Origin of the sequence: Mycobacterium sp. E3305 (assembly GCF_001666785.1) — a bacterium.
In the GTDB taxonomy this organism is placed as follows: Bacteria; Actinomycetota; Actinomycetes; order Mycobacteriales; family Mycobacteriaceae; genus Mycobacterium.
Genome location: NZ_LZJA01000042.1, coordinates 16,044 through 30,174, shown reverse-complemented (window position 1 = coordinate 30,174; position 14,131 = coordinate 16,044). Strand labels below are relative to the sequence as shown.

Sequence of the window (14,131 nt, the reverse complement as noted above, 5' to 3'; positions counted from 1 at the left end):
AACGCCTGAAAAGGCGCCAAAGGTTCCCTCGACGCGCTAACCGTGCCGGCTGATGGTGTAGTCGACCAGCGTCTGCAGCGCCTGCCGGCCGGGGACATCGGGCAGCAGGGCCAACTCGTCGCGCGCCTGCCCCGCGTATTCGGCCAGCGTCTGCTTGGCCTTGGCCATCCCGGGGGACGCCCGCAACAGCGCCAGCGCCTCGGCCACCGCCGCGTCGTCGTCGATGGGCCCGGCCAGCAGCTCACGCAGCCGCACCGCGTCGGCCCCGGGTTCGCGCAGCGCGTAGAGCATCGGCAGCGTGTGCACGCCCTCGCGCACGTCGGTGCCGGGCAGCTTGCCGGACTCATGCGAGTCGCTGTCGATGTCGATGATGTCGTCGGAGATCTGGAAGGCGGTGCCCACGATGCCGCCGAGCCGGCTGAGCCGCTCGACCTGCTCGGCGTCGGCGCCGGAGAACATGGCGCCGAACCGGCCCGCCGCGGCGATCAGGCAGGCGGTCTTCTCGTACACCACCTTCAGGTAGTGCTCGATCGGATCGGCCCCCTCGGCCGGGCCCGTCAGGCCGCGCGTCTCCCGCATCTGCCCGGTCACCAGCTGGGCGAACGTCTCGGCGATCAGGCGCACCGCCTCGGGCCCGAGCCGCGACACCAGCCGCGACGCCGTGGCGAACAGGTAGTCCCCCGCCAGGATCGCGACGTTGTTCCCCCAGCGGACGTTCGCGGTGGGCGCGCCCCGGCGCACCTCCGCCTCGTCCATCACGTCGTCGTGATAGAGGGTGGCCAGGTGCACCAGCTCGATGACCGAGCCGGCGATCGTCACCTCGTGCGCGTCGGGGTTCGGCCCGATCTGGGCGGACAGGACGGTGAACAACGGCCGGAATCGCTTGCCGCCGGCCTTGAATAGGTGGGTCAGCGAGTCGGTCATCACGTCGTCGGCGCTGCGCAGCTCGGTGTCCATGAGCCGTTCGATCCGCCCGACGCCGTCGCGCACCGTGGCGGCGAAGGCGGGGTCGCCGAAGTCGATGCCCGCCACCACCGTCGCCGGAGTACTCACCCGACCAACATACTGGTGAGCGTGGAGACCAAAGCCGACCTGGTGGTCGTGGGCGCCGGACCCGCGGGTTCGGCGGCGGCCGCGTGGGCCGCGCGCGCGGGCCACGACGTGCTGGTCATCGACTCCGCCAGCTTCCCCCGGGACAAGGCGTGCGGTGATGGGCTGACGCCGCGCGCGGTCGCCGAGTGCGAGCGCCTCGGGCTGGGCGACTGGCTGGACACCCGCATCCGGCATCGCGGCCTGCGGATGAGCGGTTTCGGCGGCGAGGTCCAGGTCGACTGGCCGGGCCCGTCGTTTCCGTCGACCGGTAGCGCCGTGGCCCGACTCGAGTTGGACGACCGGATCCGCAAGGTCGCCGAGGATTCCGGCGCGCGAATGATGTTGGGAACGAAAGCCGTTGCGGTGCATCATGACTCGTCGAGGCGGGTGGCATCGCTGACCTTGGCCGACGGCACGGAGGTGGCTTGCCGGCAGCTGATCGTAGCCGACGGGGCCCGCTCTTCGCTGGGCCGCAAACTAGGCCGGCGTTGGCACCAGGAGACGGTGTACGGCGTCGCCGCCCGCGGGTATCTGGCCACCCCGCGCGCCGACGACCCGTGGCTGACGTCGCACCTGGAGCTTCGTTCGCCGGACGGCGCGGTGCTACCCGGCTACGGCTGGATCTTCCCGCTCGGCAATGGCGAGGTGAACATCGGCGTCGGGGCCTTGTCGACGTCGAAACGGCCGGCCGACCTGGCGCTGCGCCCGCTGATCGACTACTACACCGACCTGCGGCGCGACGAATGGGGCTTCGAAGGCCCGCCGCGGGCGGTGGCGTCGGCGCTGCTGCCGATGGGCGGCGCGGTGTCCGGGGTGGCCGGGCCCAACTGGATGCTGATCGGCGACGCCGCGGCCTGCGTCAACCCGCTGAACGGGGAGGGCATCGACTACGGGATGGAGACGGGACGGTTGGCCGCCGAGCTGCTGGACTGCTGTGGCCTGTCTCAAGACCTGTCGCGGGTGTGGCCGTCGCTGCTGCAGCAGCACTACGGCCGGGGCTTCTCGGTCGCGCGCCGGCTGGCGCTGTTGCTGACCTTTCAGCGCTTCCTGCCCGCGACCGGACCGATCGCGATGCGCTCGCCGCGGCTGATGACGATCGCCGTGCGGGTGATGGCCAACCTGGTCACCGACGACGACGCGGACTGGGTCGCGCGGGCCTGGCGGGGCGGCGGCCGGCTGTCGCGGCTGATCGATCGCCGGGTGCCGTTCAGCTGAGCCGACTGACCTGCGCAAACGGTCATCCGGCCGGATCGGGGCAGTGGACATTTTTCCGCGCGCTTCAGATGAGCGGTGTATAGTCCGGCTAATGAAGGGAACGAAGCTGGCTACTATCGGCGGCCTGGCCGCCGCCGCCATCGCGCTGGCCGCGCCGGCGCTGGCCTCGCCGCCGCCGTCGAACGATTACGACGCCCCGTTCAAGAACACCGTCAACGGCTTCGGTATCTACCAGCCGCAGGACCAGCTCGCGTGGCTGGGCAAGATCACCTGCGACCGGATCGGCCGGGGCGTGGACGGCGACCCGTACAAGTCGGCCAACTTCATCCAGCACAACCTGCCGCGCGGCACCACCCAGGGCCAGGCGTTCCAGTTCCTCGGGGCCGCTGTGGACCACTACTGCCCCGACCAGGTCGGCTTCGTTCAGCGGGCCGGCACCCACTAGCCCGTTTTCAGCGCAGCGGCTTGTAGGCCGCATGCAGCGCCACGATGCCGCCGGTCAGGTTGCGCCACCGCACCGCCGCCCATCCGGCCCGCGAAATCTCGTGCGCCAATTTGGTCTGGTCCGGCCACGCCCTGATCGACTCCGCGAGGTAGACGTAGGCGTCGGGATTGCTGGACACCGCGCGGGCCACCCGCGGCAGCGCCCGCATCAGGTACTCCTTGTAGACGGTGGCGAACAGCCCGTTGGTCGGCGTGGAGAATTCGCACACCACCAACCGGCCGCCCGGGCGAGTGACGCGGGCCATCTCGCGCAGCGCCGCCTGCGGGTCGACGACGTTGCGCAACCCGAAACTGATTGTGACCGCGTCGAATACGTCGTCCCCAAACGGCAGCCGGGTGGCGTCGGCGGCGACCTTCGGGACGTTGCGCGCGGCACCCGCGGCGAGCATCCCGACCGAGAAGTCGGCCGCCACGCACCATGCCCCGGATTTCCTGAGCTCGACGGTGGACACCGCGGTGCCGGCGGCCAGGTCCAACACCTTCTGGTCGGGTCCGATCGCCAGTGCCGACCGGGTGGCGGCCCGCCAATACCGGTCCTGCCCCAGCGACAGCACGGTGTTGGTCAGGTCGTAGCGGCGGGCGACGCCGTCGAACATCGACGCGACGTCCCGGGGGTCCTTGTCCAACGCCGCACGACTCACGAGGGAAACGCTACCGTCCGGGAATTACGCGGTGACGGCGGCGTTGCAACACTGCGTGACTGAAAAAGTTTGGTTTATCACCGGTACATCGCGAGGCTTCGGGCGCGCGTGGGCGATCGCGGCGCTCGAGCGCGGCGACAAGGTCGCCGCCACCGCCCGCAACACGGCATCGCTCGACGACCTGGCCGAGAAGTACGGCGACGCGCTGTTGCCGATCCGATTGGACGTCACCGATCGGGACGCCGACTTCGCCGCGGTCAAGCAGGCGCACGACCACTTCGGGCGGCTGGACATCGTGGTCAACAACGCCGGTTACGGGCAGTTCGGGTTCGTCGAGGAGTTGTCCGAACAAGACGCACGGGATCAGATCGAGACCAACGTCTTTGGGGCGCTGTGGATCACCCAGGCGGCGTTGCCGTACCTGCGCGACCAGCGCAGCGGCCACATCATTCAGGTGTCCTCGATCGGGGGCATCACCGCTTTCCCATTGGTCGGCATGTACCACGCGTCCAAGTGGGCGCTGGAAGGCTTTTCGCAGGCGCTGGCCCAAGAGGTCGCCCCGTTCGGTGTGCACGTCACGTTGATCGAGCCGGGCGGCTTCGACACCGACTGGGCCGGGGATTCGGCCAGGCACGCCGATCCGCTGCCGGCGTACGACGATGTTCGTGCCGCCGTGCAGGCCGAGCGCAGCAAGCGCTGGGCCAGCCCGGGCAGTCCGGAGGCGTCCGCCACGGCGCTGCTGAAGGTGGTCGACGCCGAAAAGCCGCCGCTGCGAGTCTTTTTCGGCGCTTCACCGCTGGCGACGGCCAAGGCCGACTACGAGAGCCGGCTGTGCACCTGGGAGGAATGGCAGCCGGTCGCCGAGTTGGCCCAGGGGTAGCGAGCCGCGGACGTCGGCGCCTACCAATGAGGTAGTCGATTACGCATGTCGGCAGCGCGGTGCGGACCCATAATTGTGGGCATCTGCGAGGAAAGGCGGTCCGATGTCCGCACCCCAGTCCGCGCCGGTGGCAACCAGCGACGTGTGCATCGTCGGCGCCGGCATCGCCGGGTTGAATGCCTTGTTCGCCGCCAGCCGATACCTATCGCGTGAGCAGACGGTGATCCTGATCGACCGCCGGAGACGCGTCGGCGGCATGTGGGTCGACGTCTACCCCTATGTCCGCCTGCACCAGCCGCACCCCATGTTCACGGCGGGCAACATCGAGTGGACGCTCGCCAAGGAGCGCAGTTATCTGGCGACCAAGGGCGAGGTGCTCGCCCACTTCGAGCACTGCGTCGACGTGATCAGGCAGCGGGTCGGAGTCGAGGAGTATCTCGGCTGGGACTTCGAGTCCGCAGAAGAGACGAACGGCATCGTGCGGGTCACCTGCAGGGCCCCCGACGGCCGGCAGCTCGTCGTCGAGACCACGCGTTTGATCAAGGCCTTCGGCCTCGGGATCACCCCGAACGAACCGCTGGCCATCTCGAGCAAGCGCGTCCATTCGGTGTCGCCCGACTACTGCGACGTGCGGGCGGGCCACATCAGGGAAAGCGATGCGCCCGTGTGGGTCGTCGGCGGCGGAAAAACCGCGATGGACACCGCGCACGCGCTGATCACGAGCTACCCCGGCCGCGAGGTCAACATGGTCGCCGGCCGCGGCACGTTCTTCTCCTGCCGCGACGACCTGTTGCCGAGCGGCGCCCGCCGCTGGTGGGCGGGCACGCCGCCGAGCGCGGTCGCCACCCAGTTGAGTCACCGGTACGACGGCACGAACGAATCAGAGGTGCAGGCTTGGTATCGCGCCACGCACGGCACCTTCCTGACCCCCCAGGCGGACAACTTCGTGTTGGGAGTGTTGTCCGAGGCCGAGAACCGCACGATCTCCGCCGGGCTGAACGACGTCGTGATGGACTATTTCGAGGATGCGGTCGATCGCAACGGCACGACCGAATTGGTGTTCCGGAGCGGATCGACGAAGACGATCGAACCGGGTAGCTGGATAATCAACTGCACCGGATACGTCAAGTTCCCAGACGAATACCCGTATGAGCCGTACGTTTCACCCAGCGGCGCAGTCGTTTCCATCAATGTGCGGTCGGCCATGCTGCACTTGCCTGCGTTCATGGGGTACTTCCTGGGCCACCTGATGTTCCTGGGCAAGCTCACGGATATTCCGCTCTACGAAATAGATTGGATGAATCTGAGGCAGAAGGCGCCGCTGGCGTTTCCCTACGTGCTCTTCGCCCTCGTTCAGCACAATCTCAGCCTGATCTACGACGACGTCCCCCGTCGCGTATTCACCGACAACAACCTCGATTTCGATAAGTGGTACCCGTTGCCGCGACGGGTGCCGGGCATGGCGCGGTTCATGCTCACGCACCGCCGGGAGTGCGAGCGCCAACGCCGGGTTCTCGACACGGTGCGGGAGCGTCTCGAAATCCGTTGCGGCCCGCTCAGCGGGTAAGGCACATACCGGGGGAACGGCTTCCGTCATCCGGCACCGCCACTCCCGGCGCACGGGCGCGACCGGCTTCACACCGCCTGGTGAGCCCAACCACTTCGCGAAAGTACCGGTACCGCAAGACAGGTAGTCGACTACGCGTGTGGGGTGGTCTAGCGCAAACAAGACTTGGTGGCGAAACCACTCAACCGACGCCCTTGGGGAGCACCACCATGACACTCACGGTTGACACGTCGGCCTGCCCGAGCGTCTTCGATGCCGGCCTGCCGACTATTGATTACGAGCACTGCCAGAGCCCCGAAGAGGCTCACCTGATTCTCCACGAGGCGCGCCGCCGGGCACCGATTGCGATCGGCCCGCATGGGCCGGAAGTGCTGACCTACGAACTGGTCCGAAGTGTGCTGCGCGACCCGCGCTTCCGCGTGCCCCAGGGGATGTTCCTTGCCTCCCAGGGCATCACGACCGGCCCATTGTGGGAGCGCGTCGCCACCAACCTGATCAGCCTCGACGGGGCCGAGCACCACCGGCTGCGCCGCCTGGTGTCCAAGGCGTTCACACCGCGCGCCACCGCGCGGCTGGGCGCAACGATCGACGGGGTGATCAACGGACTGCTGGACCACCACACCGCAATTGGGCGCTGCGACGTGGTCGCCGACATCGCCCGGCAATACCCGATCCCGATCATCTGTGCGCTGTTGGGCGCCCCGGCCGAAGATTGGAAGCTGTTCTCCGAGTGGACCGACGACATCTTCAAGGCCTTCAGCTGGGAGGTCGCCGCTCATCAGAACAACATCTTGGCCGCGTGGGACGAGCTCGACGCCTACATCGACGACATGGTCGCGCAGCGACGCCACCGGCTGACCGACGACCTCATCTCCGACCTGATCCGCGCCGAGGACGACGGCGACCACCTGAGCGCCGACGAGCTACGCATGCTGGCCGCGGGCCTGCTGATGGCCGGCACCGACACCACCCGCAACCAGCTGGCCGCCTCCGTGCACGTGCTGTGCGACCGTCCCGAGCAGTGGCGGTTGCTGGGCGAGCACCCAGAAGTCGCGAACAGTGCGGTTGAAGAGACGATGCGGCATTCGCCCATCGCGGCCGCGACGTTGCGCATCGCTCTCGAGGACGTCGAAGTCGCCGGGGTGGTGATCCCCGCGGGCACCGTGGTCATCGCAAACACCGCCGCAGCCAACCGCGACCCCGCCGTCTACGACGACCCCGACCGACTCGACATCACCCGAGTGGGGGCCCCGCCGATGCAGACGTTCGGCGCCGGCATGCACTACTGCCTGGGCGCGAACCTGGCCCGACTCGAGCTCGCCGAAGCCCTGGCGACCATGGCGCGGCGCATGCCCGACGCGCGCCGCACCGGACCCGCGCCGTGGAAGCCGCTGACCGGGCTGAGCGGACCCGCCACGCTGCCAGTCGAATTCACGCCCGAGATCGATGTCGCCGCGACTAGCGCACGGTGCGGATGACGAAGGCGTCGATGTTCTCGTCGTAGTCGACCGATTCGTCCACGAAGAGTTCGCCCACCGGGTGACCGTCCTCGGCGACGGCAATGAAGGTCGATTCCTCGGGGTTGTACGTCACCGCGCCTTCAACGAACATCGCCGCGACCTCGTGCCCGTCGGCCCCGAACACGACGAGCTTCAATCCTCCGGCGTCCTTGACGTATTCCGCTGCCTCAGCGCGCGTCGTGACCATCCTTGCGAGTCCTTTCTCTGTTGCCGAGCCGTCAGGGCGTGGGCTGGGAAACCCTTGTCTGTACGAGGAATTCGTGTAGCGCATCCGCCATCCGCGCCCGCACCGGCGCGCCGGAGATGACCACGTCGACCATCGGCACCGATAGGTGGGTGTGACCGCGGGCGCCGACATGCTCGGTCGGCACCCCCGCCGCCTGCAGCGCGGCGGCGTAGGCCTCGCCGACATCGCGCAGGGGATCGAACTCGGCGGTCACCACGAGGGCCGGCGGCAGCCCGGACAGGTCGGCGGCATTCAAGGGGGCGAATCGGGGGTCTTCTCGATCCGACGCGTCGATGTAATGGTCGTAGCACCACCGAAGTAGCGGCGTCGTCAGACCGTAGCCATCGGCGTTCTCGGTGAACGACGCGCGCGTCATCTCGCCGGACGTCAAGGGCGTCAACAACACCTGGCCCACGATGGTCGGGCCGCCCAGGTCCCTCGCCAGCCGGCACACCACCGCCGCGAGTCCCCCGCCCGCGCTCCAGCCGCACACCGCCAACCGACCCGGGATGCCGCCGAGCGCCTCGGCGTTGTCGGCGACCCACAGCACCGCGGCCATCGCGTCATCGACGGCCGCAGGAAAGCGGTTCTCGGGCGAATGGCGGTAGTCAGCTGAGACCACCATGGCGCCGCTCCGCACGCAAAGATCCCGGCACAGCGGATCATCCGCGACGGCGTCGCCGAGAACGTAGCCACCGCCATGGAAATACACGACCACCGGATGCGGACCCGGGGTGGCAGGCCGATAAAGCCGGTACGCCAAATCGCCGGCGGGGCCGGGCAGCACGCCGTCGACGATCTCGCCGACATCCGGTCCCGGCGGCCGCGCCATCGACATCTGCGCGTACAACGCGCGAGCCTCCTGGACGCCCATCGATTCCATCGGCGGCAGATTCAGCGCCGCCACCTCGTTGAGGACCATCTCGACGTCCGGCTGCAACCGGCGCACCACTCCGTCGTTGCAGCGTGAGCCGGCGGGGCCAGATCTCCTGTAGCCCAGGTAATCGCGGGCGACCACCTCGTCGCAGCCGGCACGGTAGAAGTCGAAGCCCGCGCAGTACGGCAGGAAGACCCGGGATTTGCCGGGCACATTGGCGCCCATGTACCACGAGTTCGCCTGGGGGTAGAGGGTGATGTCGGCGCAGTCGTTGACGTGCTGCGTCCACCCGGCCTCCGCCAGTTGGGTGGGCTCGATGACTTCGAAGCCGTCCGCGCTCAGGTGGCCGAGGCAGTCGAGCACCCAATCCGCATGCTGTTCGATCGACACGACCATGTTGGTCAACACCGAGGGGCTGCCGGGACCGGTGATGAAGAACAAGTTGGGAAAACCGGCCGTGGTCAAGCCGAGGTAGGTCCGCGGTCCGTCGGCCCATTTGCCCTTGAGCGCCAGACCATTACGGCCCCTGATGTCGACCGCCGTGATCGCGCCCGTCACCGCATCGAAACCGGTCGCGAAGACGATCGCATCGAAAGCGAACGACTCGCCGGTGGTGTCGATCCCCGCCGCCGTGATTTCCCGGATGGGATGTTTGCGGACGTTGACCAGGCGCACGTGCGGCAGGTTGTAGGTGGCGTAGTAGTTCGTGTCCAGGCACGGCCGTTTCGTCGCCAGCGGGTGATCAGTCGGGCAGAGTTCGGCGGCGGTGTCGGGATCGTCGACGATCGAGCGGATCTTGTTGCGGAAGAACTCGGCATATTCGTGATTGGCGGCGGGATTGCTCAGCACGTCGGCGAAGACGTTGATCGCCTCGAACAGCAAGCCGTCAGCCCAGGCGCGCTCGTAGCGGCGTTGGCGTTCGGCCTCCGAAACGCCGAAGGTGGGAGTGATGTCGCGCTCCATCGGGATGCCGCCGAACGAAAGCTTCGCGGCCGCACGGTATTCCGCCTCATTCGTCAGTTGCGCGACCTTCGAGGGCGGCACCGGACCATTGTGCGCCGGGATCGAGAAGTTCGGCGTCCGCTGGAACACCACCAGCTGCGCCGCCTCCTGTGCGATCACCGGAATCGATTGCACCCCGGAGGAACCCGTGCCGATGACGGCCACCCGCTTGCCGGTGAAATCGACCGGCTCGTGCGGCCAGGCGCTGGTGAAGTAGATTTCGCCGGCGAACCGCTCGAGCCCCCGGACCTCGGCCTGCTTGGGCATGGACAGGCAGCCGGTGGCCATCACGACGAAACGACTGGTGAGTTCGTCCCCGCGGTCGGTGCCCACCCGCCATAGCGAGGCATCGTCGTCCCATCCTGCGCGCTGCACCCGCGTCGAGAAGGTGAGGTGGCGGCGCAGGTCGTGCTTGTCCGCGACGTGATTGAGATAGCGCAGGATCTCCGGCTGGGTGGCGTACTTCTCCGACCACCGCCAGTCGCGGTGCCAGTCGGGATCAAAGCTGTACATGTAGTCGACGCTGGGCACGTCAACCCGGGCGCCCGGGTAGCGGTTCCAGTACCACGTGCCGCCGAGGTCGTCGCCCGCCTCGAAGACGCGGAACCGGTATCCGGCACGGCTTAGCCGGTAGGCGAGGTACAGGCCCGCGATACCCGCGCCCACCACGACGACGTCGACGTCCGGCAGCGGCCGGTCTGTGCTGGCTGCATGGGTCATCGTCTGATGATCCCGCCGCGCCCACCGGCTGTCTTGAGTACGGCGATACTCGATTTGCTGACGACCGGCCGCGGCCCGGCATGCCCGGGCCTTACCAAATGGGTAGGAAACCCTTCCCTTCCGAGAGAAGAAAGTGGCCCCCACGGTAATTACCTGATCGCCGATAATCCCCGAGCATTTCGGTCATGACTTCCACGACCACACTGCCGAACCGCAGCATCCTCAGCGACGCAGACCTCGCCCGGGCCGCGGCGGCCGGTGATCGCGCGGCGCTGGCCGATATCTACCACCGCTACGCGGGCCCACTGCACGCCTACTGCGTCGGCATGCTGCGTGATCGCCACGCCGCCTCGGACTGCGTGCAGGATGTCTTCTGCACCGCCACCACACAGTTGCCGAAGCTGCGTGACGCGGACAAGCTGAGGCCGTGGCTCTACGCCATCGCCCGCCGCAGTGCGCTGCGGGCCTTGTCCGAACGCCGCCGCGAGGCCGCCTGCGACGAGCTGCCCGACGATGCGGCGACCGGTCCCGGGCCGTTCACGCTGACCGCCCAGAACGAACTCCGTCAACTGATCAACCAGGCGGCCGACGGATTGTGCGAGCGCGACCGGCGGGTGCTGGAGCTTGCCTACCGCCACGGCGCGACCGGAACCGAGCTCGCGCAAGCGTTGGGCATCAGCTACGACTCCACCAAGAAGGTCCTGCAGCGGCTGCGCGACACCATCGAACGCTCACTGGGCGCCCTGTTGGTGGCCCGCCGCGCGACCCAACACGGCTGCCCGCGGCTCGCCGCGGACCTGACCGGCTGGGACCATCAATTCACCGTCCTGATGCGGAAACGCATTGCGCGCCACATCGAGTCGTGCCCCACATGCGACGGGTACCGTCGCAGCGCCCTCAATGCCGTTGCCCTGCTTGGCGGCGGGGTACTCGACGAGCTGGCCAAGCCACACGGCGGGTAACGAAATATCCGCGGGCTCACTTCTGCTGGGTGCGACGGTCACGCAGCATGGAGCGGTTGACGGCCCCGAGCCGGATGGCCGCGTTGGCCAGCCGGACCCGGCGATCCCCCTCGGCCGTGATGCCGAACTTGTCGTACAGGTGCTGCAGGTGTTGCTTGACGGCCGCCTCCGTGACGAAGAGTTCCTGGGCCATCCGGCGGACCGATGCGGGCTCGGGGAACGGGTCGTCGGCGACGAACGGGCGGCACAGAACCTTGAGGACATCGAGTTCGCGCGCGGTCATGCGGGGCGGCCGCAGGATGGACTTGCCGGTTTCGGTCTCTTGGTCGCCCGGCGCTTCGCCAGCCCCTTTTGTCATCCAGAACACCAACCGCGAACTGCCGAGCCGCAATTCGTCTCCCGACCGCAGGATCCGTTCCGCCGCGATTCTTTCCCCGTTGACGTAGGTGCCGTTGCGGCTTCCCAAATCACGCACGGACCAGGCTTGCCCGAAATTCTCCAGGACGGCGTGTACCCGCGACACGGTCGGGTCGTGCTCCAACGACACCGCGTTGGTCAAGGACTTGCCGAGGGTCACCCGTTCACCACTGAGCGCGACCAGCTCCCGCCCCGACGGCTTCCACACTTCCAAATGGGACGACATATCGACCCCTCCTATCACGGCCCATTCTGACCCCGCGACGCAAAGAATGGCCGGAGAACGGTCCGCTGAGCCGAAAATCGCGTGCTCGGCTGCCGAGATTCCCCCGGTATTCGGGTCCACGACGCCCGGTTGCGGTTGGACCGTGGTGACGCATCACCGGTAGCCGTTTTCCCTGCCGGCGAGAAGCCATAGGATCTACGAGCATGCGTCGTCGCATCCCTAACCCGACTTCGTGATGGCAATCACCAATGTCGAGCTCAGCTTCCTGCTGGAGGCGTCGCGCCGCGGGCTGCTTCCTCAGCAAGGCCGCCTCCTGGAATTCGGCGAAGCCGAGACCATGATCGATGTGGTGCAGGCGATCCCGCTCCTTCTCGCCGAAGGGCCACGGCGCGACGCGTTGCTGGCCGAGACGCCGCCGGACGGTGTGGCCCAGGTCTACGCCGACGCCAAGCGAATCTACCGAGCCCTGTTCGACTTCCGCAGCTACAACGCCATCGACCTGCTCCCACCCAATCACTACCGTCTGCAGCAGGATCTCAACCTGCCCTTCGACCTTGGGACAAGGTTCGACGTCTGCATCAACAACGGCACGACCGAGCACGTCTTCAATCAGGCCAATTGCTTCAAGGCGATTCATGATCACACCGCCCCGGGGGGCGTGATGATCCACTGGACACCGTGCCTGGGATGGGTCGACCATGGCCTTTACAACATCCAGCCGGGGTTCTTCCACGACCTGGCCGCCGCGAACGGCTACGAGGTCCTGCTCGCCGTGCTGTCGAGCGACAGCATGATGATGCCGATCATCCCAGGCCAGATCACTTCCGAGTTGGTTGCCGCCAATCCGGGCATCCGAGACAGTCTCGCGTGCGCCGTGCTGCGCAAGACGACGGATGAACCCTTCCGCTTTCCCCTGCAGGGGGTCTATTCCTTTCTCAAGGAACTGGCGGCTGTGGGGGATCCGCAACGTATTACGCATCTGCTGGCGGCGCGCTCCGGCCAGGCACCAGAGCAACCACACACGGGGCGACCCGACAACCCGATCCAGGATCCCCCGCCCGGGCACGACCACTGACGTCAGCGCCTGGGGTTGGTCCCGCGGGCGGACCGTTAGTTCACTGGCCCTGCGCGTAGCGCTTGGCGAACATCCGCCTGCGGGAGAACGGCGACAGCACCGCCTCGTAGTGACCGAGCAGCTCGTCACAGATGACCGGCCAACTGCGGCCGAGCACGCTGCGCCGGGCGGCCAATGCGTAGCGGTGGCGTTCGTCGATCAAATGGGTGACGGCCTCAGGCAACCTCGCCTCGAATTCGTCGACGCCCAGTAACAAACCAGTGCGCCACGGCGTGACGAGGTCGCGTGGGCCGCCGGCGTCGGGGGCGATCACCGGCAACCCCGACGCCAGCGCTTCCTGCACGACTTGGCAAAACGTCTCATGCTCGCCGGGATGCACGAAGACATCCATGCTGGCGTACGCCACGGCGAGTTCGTCGCCGTACAGCGCGCCCGTGAAAACCGCTGTCGGCATTGCCTTTTGCAGTTTGCCGCGGTCGACGCCGTCGCCGACGATGACGAGTTGCACGTCGTCGCGCGCCGCCAGCGGGATCAGCCGCTCCACGTGCTTCTCCGGGGCCAACCGGCCCACAAAGCCGACGATCGGCTTGCCCCGCGGTGACCATCGGCGCCGGAGCGCCTCGTCGCGCCCCGACGGGGCGAACCGCAGCACGTCGACGCCGCGCGCCCAGCGATGCACGCGCGGGAAGCGGTGCTCTACAAGCGATTCCATCGTCACGGTGGACGGCGCCAGGGTTCGGTCGGCGAGGCTGTGCAGATGCCGGAACCAGGCCCACGCGACCCGCTGCGTCATCGGGATGCCATAGCTCGCAGCGAAACCCGGTACGTCCGTTTGATATACGGCGACGGTCGGCACCCCCAGCCAGCGCGCCGCCTTGACGCCGCCGTAACCCAGTAAGGCCGGCGAGGCCAAATGCACTACGTCCGGGTCGAATCCGCGCAGCACGCTCACCATCCGGGGCATCGGCACGCCGAGCGGCAACGTGGTGACCTTCGGAAACATCCGCGAGGGAACCCGATGCACGCGGATCCCGTCGTGGACGCGATCCGCCGGGGTCACGCCCGGTGGGGTGTCCGGGGCGATGACGAGGGCTTCGTGACCGGTCCGGCGCAGATGCTCGAGTACCCGGAGCACCGAGTTGCTGACACCATTGACTTCCGGCAGGAACGATTCGGCGACGATTGCAACGCGCACACCACTACGGTG

General features: G+C 67.7%; 13 protein-coding genes. 7 read left to right on the top strand and 6 right to left on the bottom strand.

What is annotated here, in order from left to right; all coding sequences use genetic code 11:
- Positions 1 to 36: 36 nt before the first annotated feature.
- Positions 37 to 1,053, bottom strand: coding sequence for a nonaprenyl/(2E,6E)-farnesyl/geranylgeranyl diphosphat synthase (grcC1, locus tag A5701_RS04675; protein ID WP_067749238.1), 1,017 nt, complete (start codon positions 1,051 to 1,053; stop codon positions 37 to 39).
- 15 nt (positions 1,054 to 1,068) lie between these two features.
- On the opposite strand from grcC1, the gene menJ reads away from it, so the two are divergent.
- The gene (gene menJ / locus A5701_RS04670; RefSeq protein ID WP_197504920.1) at positions 1,069 to 2,307 is read left to right on the top strand and encodes a menaquinone reductase; all 1,239 of its coding nucleotides are present in this window, start codon (positions 1,069 to 1,071) and stop codon (positions 2,305 to 2,307) included.
- A gap of 91 nt (positions 2,308 to 2,398) precedes the next feature.
- Positions 2,399 to 2,752 (top strand): DUF732 domain-containing protein, encoded by a 354-nt coding sequence (locus A5701_RS04665; RefSeq protein ID WP_067213104.1) that lies wholly within the window; start codon positions 2,399 to 2,401, stop codon positions 2,750 to 2,752.
- 7 nt (positions 2,753 to 2,759) lie between these two features.
- Here A5701_RS04665 and A5701_RS04660 read toward each other — a convergent pair whose 3' ends face one another.
- Positions 2,760 to 3,452, bottom strand: a complete 693-nt coding sequence (locus tag A5701_RS04660; RefSeq protein WP_067749232.1) for a demethylmenaquinone methyltransferase — start codon at positions 3,450 to 3,452, stop codon at positions 2,760 to 2,762.
- A 55-nt stretch (positions 3,453 to 3,507) separates the two neighbouring features.
- Between A5701_RS04660 and A5701_RS04655 the strand changes: the two genes are divergently transcribed.
- The 3 genes from A5701_RS04655 (at position 3,508) to A5701_RS04645 (ending at position 7,377) form a co-directional block, all read left to right on the top strand.
- The gene (locus tag A5701_RS04655) at positions 3,508 to 4,332 is read left to right on the top strand and encodes an SDR family oxidoreductase (protein ID WP_067749301.1); all 825 of its coding nucleotides are present in this window, start codon (positions 3,508 to 3,510) and stop codon (positions 4,330 to 4,332) included.
- Positions 4,333 to 4,435: 103 nt separating this feature from the next.
- Positions 4,436 to 5,899, top strand: a complete 1,464-nt coding sequence (locus A5701_RS04650; protein ID WP_067749229.1) for an FAD-dependent oxidoreductase — start codon at positions 4,436 to 4,438, stop codon at positions 5,897 to 5,899.
- 209 nt (positions 5,900 to 6,108) lie between these two features.
- Positions 6,109 to 7,377 carry a cytochrome P450 gene (locus A5701_RS04645; protein ID WP_067749228.1) on the top strand — a complete coding sequence of 423 codons (1,269 nt, stop codon included), beginning with the start codon at positions 6,109 to 6,111 and terminating at the stop codon, positions 7,375 to 7,377.
- On the opposite strand, the gene A5701_RS04640 is transcribed toward A5701_RS04645, so the two are convergent.
- Together A5701_RS04640 and A5701_RS04635 are read right to left on the bottom strand one after the other, a co-directional pair.
- Positions 7,358 to 7,606, bottom strand: coding sequence for a hypothetical protein (locus tag A5701_RS04640; protein ID WP_067749227.1), 249 nt, complete (start codon positions 7,604 to 7,606; stop codon positions 7,358 to 7,360). The two genes, A5701_RS04645 and A5701_RS04640, sit on opposite strands and share 20 nt — an antisense overlap.
- A gap of 31 nt (positions 7,607 to 7,637) precedes the next feature.
- Positions 7,638 to 10,244, bottom strand: a complete 2,607-nt coding sequence (locus tag A5701_RS04635; protein ID WP_067749226.1) for an FAD-dependent oxidoreductase — start codon at positions 10,242 to 10,244, stop codon at positions 7,638 to 7,640.
- A 185-nt stretch (positions 10,245 to 10,429) separates the two neighbouring features.
- Between A5701_RS04635 and A5701_RS04630 the strand changes: the two genes are divergently transcribed.
- Positions 10,430 to 11,206 (top strand): RNA polymerase sigma factor, encoded by a 777-nt coding sequence (locus tag A5701_RS04630; RefSeq protein ID WP_067749224.1) that lies wholly within the window; start codon positions 10,430 to 10,432, stop codon positions 11,204 to 11,206.
- 16 nt (positions 11,207 to 11,222) lie between these two features.
- Here A5701_RS04630 and A5701_RS04625 read toward each other — a convergent pair whose 3' ends face one another.
- Positions 11,223 to 11,849 (bottom strand): FHA domain-containing protein, encoded by a 627-nt coding sequence (locus A5701_RS04625; RefSeq protein WP_067749221.1) that lies wholly within the window; start codon positions 11,847 to 11,849, stop codon positions 11,223 to 11,225.
- A 232-nt stretch (positions 11,850 to 12,081) separates the two neighbouring features.
- Between A5701_RS04625 and A5701_RS04620 the strand changes: the two genes are divergently transcribed.
- On the top strand, positions 12,082 to 12,924 hold the full coding sequence (locus A5701_RS04620; protein ID WP_156669911.1) for a class I SAM-dependent methyltransferase: 843 nt from the start codon (positions 12,082 to 12,084) through the stop codon (positions 12,922 to 12,924).
- Between the two features lie 40 nt (positions 12,925 to 12,964).
- Here the strand turns inward: A5701_RS04620 and A5701_RS04615 are convergent, their stop codons facing one another.
- Complete coding sequence (locus tag A5701_RS04615; protein ID WP_067749215.1) at positions 12,965 to 14,119, bottom strand: glycosyltransferase family 1 protein; 1,155 nt, start codon at positions 14,117 to 14,119, stop codon at positions 12,965 to 12,967.
- Positions 14,120 to 14,131 lie beyond the last annotated feature (12 nt).

Excerpts from the sequence above, each read along its gene's own strand:
- A5701_RS04665 (WP_067213104.1), top strand. The coding sequence starts at position 2,399 with ATGAAGGGAACGAAGCTGGCTACTATCGGCGGCCTGGCCGCCGCCGCC.
- A5701_RS04650 (WP_067749229.1), top strand. The coding sequence starts at position 4,436 with ATGTCCGCACCCCAGTCCGCGCCGGTGGCAACCAGCGACGTGTGCATC.
- A5701_RS04645 (WP_067749228.1), top strand. The coding sequence starts at position 6,109 with ATGACACTCACGGTTGACACGTCGGCCTGCCCGAGCGTCTTCGATGCC.
- A5701_RS04640 (WP_067749227.1), bottom strand. The coding sequence starts at position 7,606 with ATGGTCACGACGCGCGCTGAGGCAGCGGAATACGTCAAGGACGCCGGA.
- A5701_RS04635 (WP_067749226.1), bottom strand. The coding sequence starts at position 10,244 with ATGACCCATGCAGCCAGCACAGACCGGCCGCTGCCGGACGTCGACGTC.
- A5701_RS04630 (WP_067749224.1), top strand. The coding sequence starts at position 10,430 with ATGACTTCCACGACCACACTGCCGAACCGCAGCATCCTCAGCGACGCA.
- A5701_RS04625 (WP_067749221.1), bottom strand. The coding sequence starts at position 11,849 with ATGTCGTCCCATTTGGAAGTGTGGAAGCCGTCGGGGCGGGAGCTGGTC.